Consider the following 19306-nt stretch of genomic DNA (forward strand, 5'->3'; position numbering starts at 1 on the left):
GCAGGCTACAGGTCCGGGTTATTCTCCGGGGTCCGAGAGGTCAAGTATAAAACATATTTATTCACCACCCTCAATCGGTGGCGAGCGGCGCCTTCTCTTCCACCGGATGCGCGCTGCGGATCAGCGCGCGCGTCTCGAGCAACAGCAGTTCGAGCGCCGCGCGCGCCGCCGGCGGATCGCTGAGCTTGATCGCCTGGAGCACGCGGCGATGCGCCTCGAGCTTGACATCATGGTCGTGCGACAAGGTGTTGGTGAGCCCGATCGAGAAATGCAGCGCGGTCGAGACGAGCGGCTTGAGCCGGCGATAGAAGCGGTTCCCGCTCGCGTCGAGGATCGCGAGATGGAAGGCGACGTCGGAGGCGAGCCGGTCGTCCTGGCCGATCTCGGCTGCGACCATGCGGTCATAGCCCTTCTCAATTAATATGATATTTTCTTCGTCGGCGCGGCTCGCGGCGAGCGCCGCCGCCATCGGTTCGATGCCGAGGCGCACCTCGGTGAACTCGATCAGCAGCGGCAGCGAGAAGCCGCCATAGAGCGTCCAGCGCAGCACGTCGGGATCGAACAGATTCCATTCGGACGGCGGCGTGACGAAGGTGCCGGCGCGCGGCCGTGCGGTCAGCAGCCCCTTGGCGTTGAGCACCTTGATCGCCTCGCGCAGCACGCTGCGGCTCGCCTCGTAGCGCGCGGCCATCGCGGTCTCGACGGGCAGCAGCTCGTTCGGGCGATGCTGGCCGGTGACGATCGCGATCCCGATCGCGTCGACGATCGATCGGGTGATGCGGCCGAGGCCCTTATTCCCTTCGCCCGACTGCAACAATGCTGCCATCATGCTCCCGCCTGAATTGCCTGGAGGAACAGGGATAGCGGCCAAGCGGCCTAAAATCGAGCCGCAAGCATCGGGAGGCGAATCCGCGTCTATGGCATGCCCGCCGTCGGTACGGCCGCGAGCGTCGCGCCAGGGAATAGCCGGCTCATTTGTGCGTCTGCTCCGAGACTTTCGAGAGCGAAGCGAAGTTGAATCCCTTCACCTCGTTGTTCGCGATGTCGAGCTTGCCGACCGCGTTGACCTGGATCGGGCTGGTGACGGTGCGGAACGGCGGATAGGCGGTGCTCGCCTCGATGCGGTTGTCGCGGAACACCAGCTCGGCGGTGCGATAGGCGTGGACGAGCAGCCCGTCGAAGGTGGCGAAGCGGTTGCCGGTGATCGCGACGCGCCCATGATAGGGGACGGTGCTGGTCGAATCCTTGCCATCGACCGCGACGATGTCGATCACCGCCTCGCCCCACAGGCCGTAGCGGCAATTGTCGAACTCATTGTCGCGGATCACGACCTCGCTCGCGGGTCCTGATTCATACCAGTGATCGACGCCGCTCGAGACGCGGATCGCCGAGCCGGGCGCGTGGAAGCGGCTCTTCTCGATCAGCACCTTGCCCGCGGTCGAGACCAGCACGCCGCGCGCGCGGTTCTTGCCGATCGACCCGCCCGAGAAGATCACGTCGGGATTGCGCGAGAGATTGTTGATGACGTCGCCCTTGCCCGGCGCGCGCGGCAGCGGCGGCACGACCTCGAGCTCGAGCTGGCGATCGTCGGGATAGCGAACCGACTTCACCTTGCCGCGATACCAGATCTCGAGCGTGGTCGCGTCGGCGATGGTGATCGCATCATTCCTCGCGAGCACGTCGATGCCGTGCTGCTGGAAGTCGGCGCGCTCGGCGGAGATGAGGCCGGCCTCGTTCGCGCTTAGGATCGGCAGGAAGATGCCGTGGACGTTGAGCCCGTCGTCGATATGGTTGCTCGTATGGCAGCCGCGCAGCGCAATCGTGCCCGAGCAGTTCACGAAATGCGTCGCGTCGAACATCGTCGAGACATAGCGCCCCGAATCCGGCCGCGGCCGCACCTCGCACTGGTCGAGCGAGATGTCGCTGCTCAGCTGCGCGATCACGCCCATGCAGCCGGCATGGCGGATCGCGACGCGCTCGAGCTTCACGCGATCCGAATTGGCGATGTGGATCGCGGGCGCCTTGCGCCGGCGCGGCTGCAGCACGACGCGCTGGCCGGGCTCGGGCGTGTCGCGGAACTTGCCCGGCACCTCGATGCGCAGCCGGCGCGGCGCGATCTCGCTGACCTTGTATTTCCGGACATATTTGCCGTCGCGGGTCAGGAAGAAATTGTCGGCGACCTGGTAGGCGGTCTCATGCCGGACGCGGTCGAAGGCGAGGATGTTGCCGATCCCGGTCCGCTCGAATCCCTCGCCATGGAAATGGAACTGCCCCTCGGCGTCGAGCCGGTAGGAAAAGGGCTCGGGCACATGGATCTCGACCCAGCCGCCGCCCGGATCGGCGGCAAGCACATCGCCCTCGCAGTGGAAGGGCACGTCCCAGTCGATCTCGAAATTGCGCAGCGTGATGTCGCGCGCCCCGAGCAGCACGAACGGCGTCACCTCGCCATGGAACACCAGCCGCGAACCATTGCCGTCGATCGTCAGCTTCTCGTGCCCGTCGACCGGGAAGATGATCTGGTTCCGACCGGGATCGTTGTTCGAGATATAGAGGTCGCGGACCAGCGCGGCGTCGGGCCAGAAATGATGCTCGCCCGCGGGCAGCGACAGGGTGCCCCCGCCCTGTCTGGCGAGCCGGTCGAGTTCGGCGCGCACGATCGGCGTCATGTCCTTGGCCTTGTCCGGACGCAGCCTCGCCGCCGCTGCCGATGGCAGCGAAAGCGCGGCCAGCAGGCCTCCCCCGAACGTCCGTCGCCGTATCTCGATCATATACTCTCCCAAGCACGCAAAGCTGCGATCGCCGCGGCAAACCGCATTATATATGTTTTATTGATAGGCTTGAGCTAGGGCTTGTCAACTGCGCCGATGTAATTGGAGAATTGCCCCACGGTGCTGCGGGCCGCATGGCGATTCGTCGAATCGCGCTCAGTTCCAACGAGCGAATCCCTATTCCTTTCGAACCGCCGGTTCCAGCGTGAAGCCGATTGACGCCAAAATAAAACGTATTTAATCAGGCGAACAGAATCGAGAGGGAGAGGGCGTTGCGTATCCATCGCAGAACCGCGGTGCTGGCCGCATTGGGAGCCAGCGTCGCGCCGCTCCTCTTCGCCGCCAGCGCCCCGGCCCAGCCGCGCCCGCAGGGAAACGCGTCCCCGCCCGCGCCCACGCAACGCCCCAACATCGTGCTGATCGTCGCGGACGACCACGGCACCGATGCGATCGGCGCCTATGGCAATCGCGTCATCAAGACCCCTAATCTCGACCAGCTTGCGGCCGAGGGCGTGCGCTTCACCAGCGCCTTCGCGACCACGGCGAGCTGCAGCCCGAGCCGCTCGGTGCTGCTCACCGGGCTGCAGGGTCATAGCAACGGCATGTACGGCCTTGCCCAGGCGCCGTATAATTTCCAGACCTCTCCCCGCATCAAGTCGCTGCCCGCGATGCTGTCGGCCAACGGCTACCGCACTGCGATCGTCGGCAAGAACCATGTGGCGCCGGCCGGGGTCTACAAATTCGACGAGGTGCTCGAGCCGAGCGCGAAGGAGCCGTACACGGTCGGCCGCAACGCGGTGGAGATGGCCGAGCTGTCGGACCGCGTGATCGCCGCCAAGGATCCGCGGCCCTTCTTCCTCTATTTCGCGACCGACGATCCGCACCGGCTCGGCCCGCACGACGTGACCAGGCCTAACAGCTTCGGCAATCTGCCGCAGGGCCATCCCGGCGTGACCGAGGTGACCTACGACCCGGCCAGGGTCGAGGTTCCCCGTTTCCTGCCCGACATCCCCGAGACGCGCGGCGAGCTGGCGCAATATTATCAGGCGGTATCGCGGCTCGACCAGGGCGTCGGCAAGCTGATCGCCGAACTCAAGGCGGCGGGCAAATACGACAACACGATCATCATCTATCTCTCGGACAACGGCATCGCCTTCCCCGGCGCCAAGACCACGCTCTACGATCCCGGCATCCGCCTGCCGCTGATCGTCAAGGCGCCGGACAATATGAAGGCCGCCCGCGTCTCCGATGCGCTGGTCTCGTGGACCGACATCACGCCGACGCTGCTCGACTATGCCGGCGTCACGCAACCCGGCGCAAAGTTCCAGGGCGTGTCGATCCGGCAGGTGATCAAGGGCGCGCCCGAGGTGCCGGGGCGGACCGCGGTGTTTGGATCGCACAGCTTCCACGAGCTGCAGATGTACTATCCGATGCGGATGGTGCGGACGCATCAGTTCAAGCTGATCCAGAACCTCGCTTCACCGCTCGCCTTCCCCGCCGCTTCGGACCTGTTCCATTCGAGCACCTGGCAGGCGACGCTGACGCGCAAGCTCGCCTACGGCAAGCGCTCGGTCGAGGCCTATCTGCACCGGCCGCAATATGAGCTCTACGATCTCGCCGCCGATCCCGACGAGAGCCGCAACCTCGCGGCCGATCCCAAATATGCCGCCCGGCTCGAGGAGCTGAAGGGCCGGCTGCACGGGTTCATGCGCGAGACCAGGGATCCCTGGCTGAGCAAGCTCGACTACGAATAAGCCCTCGGGTCGCACTGCGGGCACCGGAATGGAGAAGACGAGATGATCGTTGGCGCACGCCGCGGGCTGGTTCTGGCCGCGCTCATTGTTCCCGCCGCCGCAGCGGCGCAAACCGCGCCGCCGCTGCTCGATCCGGTCTTCGCCGATCATATGGTGCTGCAGCGCGGCCGCCCGATCGCCTTGCGGGGCCAGGCGCCCGCGGGCGGCACGGTGACGGCTGTCTTCGCGGGCGAGGAGAAACACGTCCGCGCCGGCAATGACGGCAAGTGGCGCGCCGAGTTCGCAGCGCGCGATGCCGCGACCGGGCTGACGCTCGAAGTGCGCGGGCCGGGTGCATCCGTGCGTGCGACCGACGTGTCGGTGGGCGACGTGTTCCTGTGCTCGGGCCAGTCGAACATGGTGGTCCCGGTCAACCGCGCGCTCAATCCGCAACGCGAGTTCGCGCGGCCGGTCGACCGCAACATCCGCTTCCTGCGGCTCGATCAGACCGCCGCCGCCGCGCCGCAGGCCTCGATCCAGTCGCGCATGGGCTGGACCGTGCCGTCGGCGGCGACGGTCAAGGATTTCTCGGCGGTGTGCATGTTCTTCGGCCGCGAGGTCGCGGCGGCGAAGAAGGTGCCAGTGGGGCTGGTCCATTCCGCCTGGGGCGGCTCGCAGATCGAGGCGTGGATCCCCGCCGCCGGGCTGCGGCCGATGAAGAACTTCGACCCGACGCTCGATCTTCTCGCTGCCTATGCGCGCAACCCTGCGGCCGGCTTTGCGCTGGTGGGCAAGGAATGGGAGAACTGGTGGCGCAGCTCGGTCTCGGCGAGCGACCTGCCCTGGACCAGGACGCCTGCCGCGGTGGCGGCGCTCAAGCCCGCTCCCGCCGCGCCGGGCGACTGGAAGGGCTTCGACGATCCCGAGCTGCGGCAGCATACCGGCATGGTGTGGTTCTACCGCACACTGGAGCTCAACCCCGAACAGGCGGCCAAGGCGCGACGGATCGACCTCGGCGAGGTCGGCGAGATCGGATCGGTGTGGCTCAACGGCCGGTTCCTGGGATCAAGCGGGGGCGGCGAGGCGAGCCGCTACGACGTGCCCGCGGGCATGCTCAAGCCCGGCACCAACATCATCGCGGTGAGCGGCTATAGCAGCAACCGCAACGTCGATGCGGGGCTGCTCGGCCCGGCGAGCGCGATGGCGCTGACGATCGAGGGCGGCGCGAGCGTGCCGCTCGCCTCGGGCTGGCGCTATGCGCGCGTCGCGGACCGCCGCGCCGTGCCGCCACGCGTGCCTTGGGAGGGTCGGATGGGCATCACCGCCATCTACAATGCGATGGTGGCGCCGCTCGGGCCGCTGCCGCTGGCCGGCGTGGTCTGGTACCAGGGCGAGAGCAACGCCACGCGCGCCGACGAATACAAGCCGCTGCTCCAGGCGATGATCGCGTCGTGGCGCGCGCAGTTCCGGCCCGACCTGCCTTTCGTCATCGTACAGCTCGCCAATTTCGGCGAGCTTTCGGCGGCCGCCGGCGAAGACGGCTGGGCGCGGGTGCGCGAGGCGCAGCGGGAGATCGCCGAGACGGATCCGCACACCGCGCTCGCGGTAACGATCGACGTCGGCGAGAAATACGACATCCATCCGCCCAACAAGGCGGTGGTCGCGGCGCGCGCCTTCCAGGCGGCGCGCGCGGCGGTCTATGGCGAGAAGCTCGCGCCCTCGGGGCCCCGGCCGGTCGCGGCAAAGCTCGCTGGGGGTCAGATCACGGTCTCTTTCCGTGACGTTTCGGGCGCGCTGATGGCCGCCTCGGCCAATCGCCCGTTCCCGTTCATGGTATGCGCCAGCAAGACGCAGTGCAGCTATGCCGATGCCCGGCTCGACGGCAATTCGGTGGTGGTCGACGTGCCCGCGGGCGTGGAGCCGGCGTGGGTGCGCTATTGCTGGGGCCAGTCGCCGATCTGCAACCTGTTCGATACCGCCCAGGCCCCGGCCGGGCCGTTCGAACTCAAGGTCGCGCGGTAGCTGGCGCGCTAGGCGCGCGGTAGCGCGCGTAGCTGCGGGTCGAGCGCGGCGAGGCGCGCCGCCAGCTCGGGCGGCGCGATCGCCCCGACGATGCGCGGCGAGAGCTGCCGCCACTCGCCCCCGCCCGCCCGCGCGACGTTGGGCAAGAGCGGCTCGACCAGCCGGGCGGTGAGCGGATCGCGGCTGAGCGCGTCGAACGACGCATCGATCGAGCGCGGCTGGCTCGCCGGCACCGGCAAGGTCGCGCGCCAGTCGCCCCAAGGACTGTGGTTCACGCCCACCGGCACCTTGGCCTCGAGATAATGTTCGAGGCGATCGCGGCGGAGATAGGCGTCGCCCGGCAGGAACGCGTCGTCGAGCCGGTGCCGCCACCCTATCAGCTCCGCCTCAAGACCTTCGCGAACACGCGCGTACGCCGGATCGGCGACGCGGTTGCGCTTCTGGAACGGATCCTCGCGATGGTCGTAGAGCAGCCACGGGCCGTGGATCGAGCGGACATAGGTGTGGCGATCGGTGCGCACCCCGCGATAGGCGTCGATCCCATCCATCCGCGCGTCCCACACCGGCACCGGCATGCAGAGATAGGCGCTGGTCGCGGCATCGGGCATCGCCTCGCCGCGCAGCAGCGGGGAATAGTCCTTGCCGGCAACGCTCGCCGGGACTTCCAGCCCGGCGAGGCCGAGCAGCGTCGGCATGATGTCCGGCATGTTGATCGGCACGCGCGGCGTGGCAGCGCGGCGGCCGAGCAACGCCGGGTAGCGGACCAGCAGCGGGATCGCGACGGACTCCTCCCAAGGCGCGAGCTTGCGCAACAGCCCCTGCGACCAGGCCATCTCACCATGGTCGGCCATGAACAGCACGATCGTGTCGTCGGCGATGCCGAGCCGGTCGAGCGCGCCGGTCAGGTCGCGGAAGCAATCGTCGAGCAGCGCGCAGGCGGCGTAATAGTTGCGCAGTTCCTCGGTCGCATCGTCGCGGCGGTCGGGCGGCACGTTGGGACGGAGATCGATCGTGCGGTCGCGGTAGAGCGCCGCATATGGCTCGGGCGCCATGTACGGGAAATGCGGCGGCCCCCAGGAGAGCGCGAGGAAGAACGGATCGTCGCTCGCGGCGCGGCTCTCGATGAAGCCGATCGCGTCCTTGGTCTGCGCGATCGCATCATAGCCCGGCCAGTAGCGCGGTGTGGGATCGTCGCCGTCGAAATAGAGCGAGTGCGCGTAGTTGTGCGTGGATTCGCAGGCCTTCCAATAATCGAAGCCGAAGCGCTTCGCCCGCGGGACCGGCTGGAGGCGGCGCTCCCAGCGGCCTTCCGGGCTGCCATGGAGATGCCATTTGCCGATATAGCCGGTGCGATACCCGGCCCGGGCGAAGGCCTCGCCCAGTGTCGTCCCCTTGGGCTCAAGCGGAACGTCGTTGATGTAGACCCCGTGCTGGAGCGGATATTGCCCAGTGAGCAGGCTCGCTCGCGCTGGGCAGCAGACCGGCGTCCCTGCGGTCGCATTGGGAAAGGAACAGGCTTCGCGCGCGAAGGCGTCGAACGCCGGGGTGCGGGCGTTGCGGTCGCCGGCATGGCCGAACGCCTGGGCGCGCCACTCGTCGGCGATGACCAGCAGCACATTGGGCCGGCGGCGCTGCGAGGGCGAAGCCGCGTCCGCGCCGGAAGGGAAAAAACCGGCGCCGGACGCGGCAGCCGCGCCGAGAAACTCCCTGCGGCTATAGCCGGACATCGCGGTGGATCATTCGTCCGGGGTTTTCTGCGCCCCGGCGCCCTTGGCAGCCTGAGCCTCATCGCGCGTCAGCACCTTGTCGCCATTGGCGTCCAGCTTGGTGAAGCGCGCGGTGATGAACGCGTCGATCTCCGCCGGGCTGGCCGATCCATCCTTGTCCGCGTCGAGCGTAGCGAACAGCCGCGCGGGGTCTCCGCCGGCGCCGGCGCGCGCCTGTTTCCACTCGTCGAGCGAGAGGCTGCCATCCTTGTTGGCGTCGGCCGCGAGCAGGCGTTCCTTGCGCGCGGAGACGAAGCGCTCGAGCGTCATGCCGCCCGCCTGCGGCGCGGCCGCGGCGAGCATCGGGCTGAGGGCGAGAAGCAGCAGCATCAGTGGGTTCCTTTCGGGGCAGTGATCTTGAGCTCGAACGGGCCGGCCGGCTCCTGCGCCGCAGCGGAATCGAACAGGTTGCAGACCGGCACACGGCTCCAGCAATAGCGCACCATCACCGGCTGGACGCCGCCGGGCAGGTCGATCACCACGCTGCTGCCCGCGATCTTCGCGTCGGCGAACAAACAGCTCTTGCCGTCCGCGGCGCAGATCATGAAGGGATAGGGCCGTCCCGCGGCGGCGGCGAGCAGCTTGCCCGACACGCCGGTGAACGGGATCACCACGGTGTTGCCCGCCAGCTCGGCCTTGAGCGGAACGGGGCCCGAGGGCGTGACATCCTCGCCATAGACCGCCTTGCGCGCCGCCTGCCAGGCACGCGCGCCGATCGCCTTCTTCTGCGCGGGATGGGGATCGAAGCGGTCGTCCGTGTCGAAGGTGACGACCAGCGCGGTGTGCGGGTCCTCCAGCGTCACCTGCCGCTGCGCCTCGCGGATGCGCGACCAGCTGTCGTCCTCGGCTTCGGAGGTCATCTTCCCGACGCCGGTGAGCTGGACGATGACGAACGGGAGCTCGGGCGTCTTGAACTGCCCGCGCCACTCGGAGATCATCGTCTTGAGCAATGTCTTGTATTCGCCCGCGCGGATCGCGTTGCTCCCGCCCTGGTCCCACACCACGCCGGCGAGCGGCAGCGGCCCGAGCGGCGCGATCATCGCATTGTAGATGCTGGTATAGCCGACGCGCCCTTCCCAGGGCAGGCGCGGCGGCGACCCGCGCCGCTCGCTGCGCGCATAACGCCATTCGCTATCGAGCGGCAGCGGCTCGGCACCTTCGACATTCAGCCGCATCGCACCGGCCGGGCCGAGCAGGCCGGCGCGGACGTTGGAATTGCTGTTATAGGCGGCGATCGCGATCACGTTCGCGCCGGGCTTCAGCACGCCCGTGGGAAGCGCGTAGCTGCCCTTCTCGTCGCCCGCGCTCGAACCGCCCGCGCTCGCGCCCACAAACTTGCCGTTGATCCACACCGAGGCGATCTCGCCGATCGTGCCGAAGCCGATGCGGTGCGCCTTGGCGACCTGGTCGGGCGTCAAGTCGAGCGTGCGGTAGAACCACACCATCCCGACATGGCGCTTCATCGCCGGATCGGGAAAGCCCTTCCAGTCCTCGAGCCCCGGCGGCACCGCGGGAAGCGTCTCGACCTGCACGGCTGGGCGCTGCCAGGGCCGCTCGTTCGGCGTGCGCTGGAGCCACCACGCCTCCCATTGCTTTCCGGCCATCGCATAGCCCTCGGCCGGGTTGCGGATGAAGGTCTCGAGCGTGGTGAGCTCGGTCTCGAAGCCGCCGACCTTGCGCAGCCCCTCGGCGCCGATCCAGGTCTCGATATGCGTGCCGCCCCAGGCCGAGAAGACGAGGCCGACCGGCACCTTCTTCTCGATCGTGACGTTGCGGCCGAAGAACATGCACACGGCGGAGAAATTCTCGACCGTCTTGACCGTCGCCACCGCCCAGGCCGCGCCCTTGGGCGTGACTGCCTGTGGCGCGGCGGCGCTGGTCAGCGGTACGTCGAACAGGCGAATATTCCTGTCCTCGGGCCGGTTGAGCTCGCGCATCGGGTTGAGCGCGCGATACATCGGATGGACCATGTTCGACTGGCCCGAGCACAGGAACACATCGCCGATCGACAGGTCATCGGCCGATCCGCTCTGCCCGCCTTCCTCGCGCACCTCGAGCTTGAGCCCCTTGCCGGTGGCGCGGGCCGGGAATTGGGCTCGCCATTTGCCGTCGGTACCGGCGCGCACGGTCTGCGCCGTCCCGTCAAACGTAACGCTGACCGACGCGCCCGGGCGCGCCCAACCCCAGAAGGGGATCGGCTTGTTGCGCTGGAGCACCGCATGGCTCTGGAAGAGCGGATGGATCAGCGGCGTCTGCTGCGCATCCTGCGCGGCGGGTTTCGCCTGCTGCTGCGCATTCGCTGCCTGCGGCATCGCGCAAACGGCGCTCGCGCAGGCGAGGAGATGCCAAAGCGCCTTGGTCCGTTTCGGCACAAACTGGATTTGCATCGCATCCCTCCCGGCCAATATTTGGCGGCGATTTAAATACGATTTATTTTGGCGTCAATCGTGCCGATTCACCCGCACCCACGCGACGCTCATCAGCACCCCAATGGTCCACGCCGCATCGCTCTCTTCATAGGGCGACCCGTATAAGGGTGATTGACAGCGGCTCCAAATCGTCTGAATAAAGCATATAAATAAGGCGGGAGAGGTTGGCTATGATTGCGGCGTATAGCGGCATGAGGGCGGGGGGTGGAATTGCCGCGAGTCGGCGCCGGCGCATTATAGCTTATGGCTGCGCCGGCGTGATCGCACTCGCAACGCCGCAGCTCGCGATGGCGCAAGAGATCCCGGCCGACTCGCGGGCCGCAACCGACTCGGCCGAGCAGGAGATCGTCATCGAGGGGTTCCGCGCCAGCCTCGACGATATCCTGCGCCAGAAGCGCGACTCGGTCGGCGTCGCCGATTTCGTCCCGTTGGGGGACATTGGCGACCTGCCGACCTCCAACATCGCCGAGACGCTGGAGTTCGTCCCCGGCGTGATCGGCACACGCTTCCGCGGCACGGTCGAGGACATCTCGATGCGCGGCCTGCCCTCGCTGCTGACGCTCACCACTGTCAACGGCCGCGAGCTCACCTCGAAGAGCGGCACGCGCAGCGTCGGCTTCCGCATCTGGCCATCCGAATTCTTCACGCGGGCGGGGGTGTACAAGTCGGCGGTCGCCAGCATCACCGAAGGCGGGATCGCCGGCACGGTCGATCTCAGCACGCCCTCACCGCTCGATCTGAAGCCGGGCATGCGCGTCTCGGGCCGCATGCAATATTCGCCCTACAGCAAGCACAATGACCGCGCCGATGATACGGGGAAGCGGCTGGACGTCTTCGGCTCGCAGAAGTTCGACCTCGGCGGCAGCGAGCTCGGCATCGCATTCGGCTTCAACCATACCGACGAGCCGGCGCTCACCGCCACGGGCAATCTCGGCCCGTTCGTCGAGCTGACCATCCGCGGCCAGCGCGCGATCGTCCCGAGCGGCGCGACCTTCGCCCAGATCGCCGAGAGCTTCGAGCGCAACGCGCTGCTTGGCGTCGTCGAGTGGCGCTCTGACAGCGGTTTCGCGGCGAAGCTCGACGGCATTTACATCGATGCCTATGGCCTCACCGAATCGAACTTCCAACAGTTCGCCGGACTCAATGCCGCCGCGCGCTGGCCGACCGCGACGATCGTCGGCGGCGCGATCCAGACCGGCACGCTCACCGGTATCAGCGCCACGAGCCGCGTCGATCGGGTGCCGAACCAGAATTATGCCTGGATGCTGGGCGGGAACTTCTCCTACGAACGCGGCGGCTGGAAGGCGGCGCTCGACATCTATGCGTCACGCACGACCGAGCTCAGGTTCCTCGACCGCGTGACCCTGATCACGACCGGCGTTTCGGCGACCGCGACCTTCACGCCCGAGCGCATGGAGTTCACCAACTTCAACAAGGATCTCGCCAATCCTGCGGTCTATGGCGTGAACCAGTACGCCGCATCGAAGAGCGAGGTGGACGATCAGGCGAAGGGCGCACAGCTCAGCCTCAGCCGCAGTTTCGAGGGATCGTTCATACGGCGGATCGGCATTGGCGGCCGCTATATGGAGCGGCATCTCGATTCGCTCGAGAATGTCGTGCTCAACAACGATGTGCGCAACGCGGCGCTGTTTCCGCAATTCGCGGTGGGCAAGCTCGCGCCGGGCTTCTTCGCCACGACGCCCTATCTCGACTTCAACCTCAGCGGATCGACGCGCGGGACCTTCCCCGCGCCGCACGCGCTGCTCGACTTCGACTTCGCCATCGGGGCGATGCCGCGGACCAGCTTCCCGATCACCGACACGGTGCTGCTGACCGGCGCAGTGGACAATCGCGAGAAGAACTGGGCTGCCTATGCCGAAGCCGATTTCGGCGCGGGCGGCCTCTCCGGCACGCTCGGCGTGCGCCTGGTCCGCACCGAGCTGACCGCGCGAGGCTATACCGGCAACCTCGTCGCGACCACCAATCCAGTCACCGGGGCGACGGTCATCACGGTCAACGGCCTGGTCCCCGCAACCGAGCGCAAGAGCTATACCGAGGTGCTCCCGAGCCTGAACCTCAAATATGAGCTGACGCGCACGTTGCAGGCGCGCCTCGCCCTGGGTCGCGCCATCTCGCGTCCAAACTTCTTCGACCAGCGCCTGGCGCAGCAGCTCAATGGCGGCGACACGGTCAACCAGCCGTTCCGCGGCACCGCCGGCAATCCGCAGCTCGAGCCGATCCGTTCCGACCAGGTCGACCTGACGCTCGAATGGTATCCCGAGCGCGGCACCGCGATCACGCTCGGCGGCTATTACAAGCGCGTCGACGGCTTCATCACCGACGCCGTCCGCGACGTCGAAATCGCCGGACTGCAATATCAGCTGTCGTCGCCGGTCAACACCAATGCCGGCGACTTCTACGGCATCGAAGGGCTGATCCGGAAGGATTTCAGCTTCCTCCCCGCGCCGTTCGACGGCTTCGGGATCATCGCCAGCGGCTCCTACAACTGGACCACGATCGACCCCGGCTACGGCATCCTCAACGCGACCGCGGCCGACGGCTCGTTCATCTACGATCCCGCCGACCGCGATCCGGGCGTCGAGGGCTTCACCAAGGCGACGGCGACCGCGATCCTCTATTTCGAGAAGGGCCCGTTCTCCGCCCGCGGCTCGGCGCGCTACGCTAGCGAACGCGTCCGCGCGGTCTCGTCGCTCAACGCCCCGCTGGTGAGCAACGAGCGCGTCTATTTCGACGCCTCGGCCTCGATCGGCCTGCTCGACAACCTCAAGCTGCAGTTCGGCGTGAACAACATCACCGAGGTGATCGACGATTCCTACTATGTGTTCCGCAACTATACCGGCGTGAGCCAGCAGCCGGGCCGCGTCTTCTACTTCGGGCTCGACTTCAAGCTCTGAGCCTCACTTTCCCGCGTGCAAAGACGCAGGAAAAAGGGCCCCGGTTGTCGCGACCGGGGCCCTGATTGTTTTGAGCATCGATGGACGGGGAGCACAGCGGGCCGCGCTCCCCGCATCGTTCAGGGCGTGGTGACGTTGACAGTCACGCCGGCCGACTTGTTACGCGACTTGTCATAGGCGTAGATGGTGTAAACATAGGACACACCCGATTTCACCGTGACGTCGGTATAGGCGGTACCGCGGATCCCGATCACCACCGGCTTCTCGGTGCCCACCGCGTCGGTCGAGCGGCGGCGATGGATCTCGAACGCGTCCATGTCGGGCGCGCCCGCGTGCGCCCAGCCCAACAGCACGCGATTGGCGAACACGCCTGTCGTCACGAACGACGTCGCCGCGGGCGGCGCCACGCTGTCGGTATTGCAACCCCAGGGGAAGGGGTTCGGTGTCGACGAGGCTTCGATCAGGATCGGTCCGTGCTGAATGAGCGCACGGATGCACGGCGTGGTCGTGCCGTCCGCCAGTGCGATGCCGCGGCCGAAGGAGTCCTCGATCCGGACGCTGCGTACGAGCAGCCCGCTGACGTTGAACGCGCCGATCGCATCGTCTCCCGTGCCGTAGAAATCGGCGTTTTCGATAATTGCGTTGGTCATCGGATCCGCGGTCTCGATCGGGGGAGGCGAACCTGTCGAGCATGGCGTGGGAGTCGGCGTGGGCGTAGGCGTGGGGCTCGGCGTCGGCGCCGGACGGAATGCACCTGCGACCTGCGGACCGCCCTCCGCAGTCGAGATCATCGGCACGCGCCAGACCTGATCGACCGGATCCCATTTCGCTGGCATCCGCTCCACGCCGATGTTGGTGATCCGGACGTCATCCATCGACTCGCCGGCCACGTCTCCGCCGCGCAGTGCGATGCGGCTCGCCCGCGTCATGCGGACATTCTCCACCACGATGTCGCGGCCTTGCCCGATCCAAATGGCATCGCGAGTCTTCTTCGACTTGATCGCGATCTGGTCGCCCGCCTTGTAGCGCGCCGCGGGATTTGGCGAGTTGGGATTGAACAGATGCCCCGGCCGGCCGAGGCCGATCGCCCACATCCCGTCGAGGCTCGTGCCCGTGCCGGTGATCTTCCATTTCTGGAGCCAGGGCATGAAGCCGTTGTCGTCGAGCTCGATGACGGGCTTGGTCCCGTAATATTGATATTTGCGGATATAGCGGCCCGAGCATTGGAACGCGGCACCGGCGCCTTCGTCATAGATCTCGTTGAGCTCGGGGAAGCCGCCGTGGAGATCCAAGACCATGATCTGCGCCATCTGTCCGTTGGCGCCGTCGGCCAGCGTGCCGATCGTGGTGAGCGTCTCGTCGCCATAGGGATAATTGCTTTCCGACCAGACCCCCTGGGGCAGGAAGCCGACCACCGTCCCCTGCGACACGGTCTCGGTGGACCGGGTCAAGTGCATGTCGCAGAGCGTGAAACGATAGACCCGTGCGCCCTCGAACGAGCGCTGCTTGAAGTTGGTGAAGGTGAGCGTGGTTCCGGTGGCGTCGGTCATTCCCGCCCCGGCGATGATGAGCCGTCCGGTGCCCGGCCGCTCCGCTTCGATGCCAGGCGTGTCGTCGTAATTGACGTTGTAGAGGCCGAGCGCTTCGTTGACGTTCGCGGCGTCCGCCTTGCCGATCTCCCAGTTGCCGGCGGGCAGCTTGAGCGCGATCGAATCGTTCGGATTGGTGGCGAGATCGGCGTTGGCGGCGACGATCGCGGCGTTGATGATCCCGGCATTGGTGATGCTGTCATCGCCTGCGGTGTTGACCAGCGCGAGCTCACGCACCTCGGCACCCTCGAGGCTGCAGAGCGGCGCGTTGATGTCGAAGCCGGCCGTCGGCGTGGGGGTTTCCATCGCGATCTGGCTGGACGATTTCCCGGCCCTCTGGTCGATCGCGATGCGGCCGGGCCCGGTCCCCTGTTGCGGCGCCAATGTGGCGTAGGCGATGATCGAGCCCGCCGCCGCGACGAGCGGGACGGTCTTCACCAGGGTTGCTTTGCTGACATGTGGTAGTGACATGCGGCATCCTCCTCTCAAGGCAGATGGACGCGCTCGCGTGTTACGATACGCGACTGCCCGCCGCGTTTAAATCATATCTATTAGGGCTTGAAAAGTGACTCTGTACGTAGGGAAATGCGTTAATTTCCCTTCACGATAGCCTTAGTACTGATAATATTGCGTTATTCCCGAACGGTGCTCAGAGAAATTAAATATTATCTTTCCGCGCAACTTCGCGGATGCACAGGCGCCTCGACAGCAGCCCCAAGGAAACCGGCGCCGAGTTCGATATGCATCTACGGCACAGAAAGTTCGGGACGCTTGCGCTTCCAGCGCGAGCAGGGTAGACACTGAACCATATGGTTCAGTATTTAAGCCCTCCCCTCGATCTCTCGTTTGCGGCGCTGTCCGATGCGACCCGCCGCGGGATCATCGATCAGCTTGGGCGGGGGGACGCGTCGATCACCAGTCTCGCGGACAAGTTCCAGATGACGCTGACCGGCATGAAGAAGCACGTCCAGGTTCTCGAGCGGGCGGGGCTCGTTGTCACGCAGAAGGTCGGACGGGTGAGAAGCTGCAAGCTTGGGAAACGCGGCCTCAAGGCGGAGGCCGAGTGGATCGAGGCGCATCGCAAGCTGTTCGAGGACCGCTTCGATGCATTGGACGAGATCATCAGCGAAATGAAACAGGAGGGAAGCGATGGATCAGCAAGTTAGCAGTGCAGGTGGTGCGCAGAACCGCACGTCAGTCGAGCGCAGAGGGGATCGCGAACTCGTCGTAACGCGGACATTCGATGCGCCGCCGAGCATTGTTTACAGGGCGTGGAGCCAGTCCGAGCTGTTCCAGCGCTGGTGGATGCCGAAATCACTATCCGGCGTTTCGCTCGTATCGTGCGATATGGACGTCCGTACCGGCGGCAAATATCGGCTGGAATTCAGCGCCGGCGGTCCGGACACCATGGCCTTCTACGGCAAGTATCTCGAGGTGGTGCCGAACGAGCGCATCGTCTGGACCAACGACGAGGGCGAAGAGGGCGCGGTCACGACCGTGACCTTCGAGGACCAGGACGGGAAGACGCTGCTGAATTTCCACGAAGTCTATCCGTCCAGGGAGGCGCTCGAGGAAGCCCTACAGGGCTCGGCGGCCGGATTGCCGGAGCAGCTGGAGCAGCTCGACGAATTGCTTTCCAGCATAGGGGAGTAGCGCGGGGGAAAACTCGCCTCGGGGGGAACGTCTGCTCGCGAGAAGCGCCCCCCGCCTTTCCAGCCGGAGCTAGCTGATCTCGATCGCGCTCCTGCTCTCCTTCGCGCATCACAGTCGCTAGATGATCGCAAAGCCGGCCTGAGATATCCCGTTCGACTTCCATAGCCGCGCCCGGATGCGAGGGAGGCTCAAGCGCCGGCTCAGCGATGCTCGAAGCGATCCCCTGACGGCAGGGTCGCGCCGAACTGCGCAAGCTCGGAGAGGGCGGCCGCATCGCCGAGGAGCGTCGCGCGCCAGAACAGGGTGGTCGCTGCGATCACGGTAGCGCGGATGTGGGGCGTGGCGGTTGAAGCCGGCCCCCGCAGCCCGTCCTGGGCATTGAACATCATGTGATTGGCACCCTCGATCACCAGCAGATATTTCCCGCCCGCCGGCATCGCCCGGAACGGACGCTCCCGGTCTTTGGGCGTGATGCTCGGCGTGACCCGCGCGGCATCTTCGGTTCCGGTGATCGACAAGAACGGGATGGCGATTCCGCCGAACGCTGCGGCGTCGGATCCCCGCATCGGCGGCGAGGGACTGAACGCGACCGCCGCCTTGACGCGCGGATCGGCCGCAATCCCGGCCACCGGGAAGCGCTGGCCAGCGATCGCCTGAGTGGTGTGGGCGCCGAAGCTGTGTCCGGACATGCCGACATGGGCGAGGTCGACCCGGCGCAGATCGCACACGCCCTCGCGCGGACGCCGGCCGAGTTCGTCGAGCACGAAATGCACGTCATCGACACGCGCGACGAGCTGCGCGGGTGCCATCGCTGCACCGATGCGCCCCTGGCCGAGGATCGAGCGGTCGCTGCCCGGATGCTGGAGATTGACGACGATGAAGCCGGCCTTCGCCCAGGCCACTGCCCAGTTGGTGCCGCCGTCGAGCGAACCGCCCAGGCCGTGGCTGAACAGGATCACCGGCGCCTTGCCGGTGCCGGCGGGCATGCGGATACGCATCGGCACATCGCGGCCGCGCGCATCATCGCGCCACTCGGCGTCGCAGGTGGTGACGGCATCGGCGGGCGCCGCATGCGCAACCGCCGGTGCCGCCAGCATGGCAGCAAGGAACATCGTCTTGATCATGGTCTTTCCTTCATTCGCGGCATCGCGAACAGCGCATGCGCTTTCGCGCGCCATCCCTGCGCGCCACGGGCCTCGCCGAGCATCATCGCCCACTCGCGAAACGCGAGCCGGATCGGATTGGCGGTCGCCGGGCGATGCGCGAGCCCGTAGCGGATCGGCTCGTCGGCCTGTTCGTGCGCCAGGGTGCCGAACAGCCGGTCGAACAGGATCAGCACGCCGCCATAGTTCTTGTCGACATAGGCGTCGTTCGAGGCGTGGTGCAGCCGGTGGTGCGCGGGCGTGTTGAACACCCATTCGATCGGCCCGAGCCTCCCTACGGCTTCGGTGTGGAGGAAGAACTGATAGCGCAGGTTGAGCGCCAGCAATGCGACCAGCACGAACGGCGGCAATCCCGCGAAGATCAGGGGCACGTAGAACACCCAGCCCGCGGAAAGGAGATTGGTCCAGCCGAGCCGGAGTGAGGCCAGGAGAGTCATCTGCTCGGCGGAATGATGCACGGAATGCGAGGCCCAGAGCCAGCGTATCCGGTGACTGGCGCGGTGGAACCAGTAATAGGCGAACTCGACCGCGAGGAACCCGCCGGCCCAGGTCACCCAATGGTCCGCCGGCCAGTGGACCGGGGCCGCCGCCCAGACCGCGCCGAACACCAGGCTCAGCACCGCAGCATTCATCGCCGCGAAGGGCAGGTTGCCGAGCACCAGCCCCAGCGTGGTCAGCGCTGCGCGGCCATCATAGCCGCGGCCCCGCGCAAGGCGCCAGGCGGCTTCGGCCAGCACCAGCGCGAGCATCGTCGCAAGCCATAGCGGGGAACGCCCGGCTTCCATCTCAACGCCGCTGCTTCATCGCTTCGATGCGCGACTTGGCCGCGGCCATCTCGTTGGCGTCGATCCGCCCATCGCCATTGGCGTCGGCGCGGTCGAACAGCGGCATCGGCGCCGCCTCGAACTCGGCACGGGTCGCCTTGCCGTCCTTGTTGGCGTCCATCGCGGCGATCAGCGTATCGAGGCGACTGGCGGCGTCGGGCTTGAAGCGGGCGAGCCGCTTGAAGTCGGACTTGCTCACCGCGCCGTCCTTGTTGCGGTCCATACGGGCGAAATTGGCGGCGCGCGCGCGGGCATATTCGTCGCGCGTGACGACACCGTCGCGATTGGCGTCGGCGCCGGTGAGCAGCTTCATGCCGTCGCCCTGCGACTGGGCGAAGGCGGCCGGCGCGGCGAGCAACGCTGCGGCGGCGAGGATCATCTTCTTCATCATGCTTCCTTTGACTTGGGGTGCGGCCGCGCCCCGTGGACGAGAGGGGGCCTGGA

At 66.7% G+C, this 19306-nt stretch carries 14 protein-coding genes; 5 read left to right on the forward strand and 9 right to left on the reverse strand.

Annotated elements, in window-relative coordinates; translation table 11 throughout:
• Window positions 1–70: 70 nt before the first annotated feature.
• Both OK349_RS09845 and OK349_RS09850 read right to left on the reverse strand, forming a co-directional pair.
• A complete protein-coding gene (locus OK349_RS09845; RefSeq protein WP_265117637.1) occupies window positions 71–826 on the reverse strand; it encodes a FadR/GntR family transcriptional regulator in 756 nt (251 codons plus the stop codon).
• 145 nt (window positions 827–971) lie between these two features.
• Window positions 972–2768 (reverse strand): alpha-1,3-galactosidase-related protein, encoded by a 1797-nt coding sequence (locus OK349_RS09850; RefSeq protein ID WP_265117638.1) that lies wholly within the window; start codon window positions 2766–2768, stop codon window positions 972–974.
• Window positions 2769–3040: 272 nt separating this feature from the next.
• Here OK349_RS09850 and OK349_RS09855 point away from each other — a divergent pair, with 272 nt between their 5' ends.
• Entirely contained in the window at window positions 3041–4522 is a 1482-nt protein-coding gene (locus tag OK349_RS09855; protein ID WP_265117639.1) for a sulfatase family protein, read from the forward strand.
• 42 nt (window positions 4523–4564) lie between these two features.
• On the forward strand, window positions 4565–6523 hold the full coding sequence (locus OK349_RS09860; RefSeq protein WP_265117640.1) for a sialate O-acetylesterase: 1959 nt from the start codon (window positions 4565–4567) through the stop codon (window positions 6521–6523).
• Between the two features lie 8 nt (window positions 6524–6531).
• Here OK349_RS09860 and OK349_RS09865 read toward each other — a convergent pair whose 3' ends face one another.
• From OK349_RS09865 to OK349_RS09875, 3 genes are read right to left on the reverse strand one after another with little or no spacing between them, the layout of a single operon-like run.
• Window positions 6532–8250 (reverse strand): sulfatase family protein, encoded by a 1719-nt coding sequence (locus OK349_RS09865; protein ID WP_265117641.1) that lies wholly within the window; start codon window positions 8248–8250, stop codon window positions 6532–6534.
• Window positions 8251–8259: 9 nt separating this feature from the next.
• On the reverse strand, window positions 8260–8619 hold the full coding sequence (locus OK349_RS09870; protein ID WP_265117642.1) for an EF-hand domain-containing protein: 360 nt from the start codon (window positions 8617–8619) through the stop codon (window positions 8260–8262).
• Window positions 8619–10676 (reverse strand): sialate O-acetylesterase, encoded by a 2058-nt coding sequence (locus tag OK349_RS09875; RefSeq protein WP_265117643.1) that lies wholly within the window; start codon window positions 10674–10676, stop codon window positions 8619–8621. The genes OK349_RS09870 and OK349_RS09875 overlap by 1 nt, the downstream gene beginning before the upstream one ends.
• 299 nt (window positions 10677–10975) lie before the next feature.
• Here OK349_RS09875 and OK349_RS09880 point away from each other — a divergent pair, with 299 nt between their 5' ends.
• Window positions 10976–13633, forward strand: a complete 2658-nt coding sequence (locus OK349_RS09880) for a TonB-dependent receptor (RefSeq protein WP_265117644.1) — start codon at window positions 10976–10978, stop codon at window positions 13631–13633.
• A gap of 119 nt (window positions 13634–13752) precedes the next feature.
• On the opposite strand, the gene OK349_RS09885 is transcribed toward OK349_RS09880, so the two are convergent.
• Entirely contained in the window at window positions 13753–15660 is a 1908-nt protein-coding gene (locus tag OK349_RS09885) for a hypothetical protein (RefSeq protein WP_265117645.1), read from the reverse strand.
• Between the two features lie 371 nt (window positions 15661–16031).
• Here OK349_RS09885 and OK349_RS09890 point away from each other — a divergent pair, with 371 nt between their 5' ends.
• Both OK349_RS09890 and OK349_RS09895 read left to right on the forward strand, forming a co-directional pair.
• Window positions 16032–16388, forward strand: coding sequence for an ArsR/SmtB family transcription factor (locus tag OK349_RS09890; RefSeq protein ID WP_265117646.1), 357 nt, complete (start codon window positions 16032–16034; stop codon window positions 16386–16388).
• Window positions 16372–16875 carry an SRPBCC family protein gene (locus OK349_RS09895; RefSeq protein WP_265117647.1) on the forward strand — a complete coding sequence of 168 codons (504 nt, stop codon included), beginning with the start codon at window positions 16372–16374 and terminating at the stop codon, window positions 16873–16875. The genes OK349_RS09890 and OK349_RS09895 overlap by 17 nt, the downstream gene beginning before the upstream one ends.
• A 200-nt stretch (window positions 16876–17075) precedes the next feature.
• On the opposite strand, the gene OK349_RS09900 is transcribed toward OK349_RS09895, so the two are convergent.
• Genes OK349_RS09900 through OK349_RS09910 form a run of 3 tightly spaced genes read right to left on the reverse strand, consistent with a single transcriptional unit; the run spans window position 17076 to window position 19250 of the window.
• Window positions 17076–17999 (reverse strand): alpha/beta hydrolase family protein, encoded by a 924-nt coding sequence (locus OK349_RS09900; protein ID WP_265117648.1) that lies wholly within the window; start codon window positions 17997–17999, stop codon window positions 17076–17078.
• The gene (locus OK349_RS09905) at window positions 17996–18787 is read right to left on the reverse strand and encodes a sterol desaturase family protein (protein WP_265117649.1); all 792 of its coding nucleotides are present in this window, start codon (window positions 18785–18787) and stop codon (window positions 17996–17998) included. Before OK349_RS09905 ends, OK349_RS09900 begins: the two co-directional genes overlap by 4 nt.
• Before the next feature lie 37 nt (window positions 18788–18824).
• Entirely contained in the window at window positions 18825–19250 is a 426-nt protein-coding gene (locus OK349_RS09910) for an EF-hand domain-containing protein (RefSeq protein WP_265117650.1), read from the reverse strand.
• Window positions 19251–19306 lie beyond the last annotated feature (56 nt).

It is taken from the genome of Sphingomonas sp. BT-65, assembly GCF_026107375.2.
In the GTDB taxonomy this organism is placed as follows: Bacteria; Pseudomonadota; Alphaproteobacteria; order Sphingomonadales; family Sphingomonadaceae; genus Sphingomonas.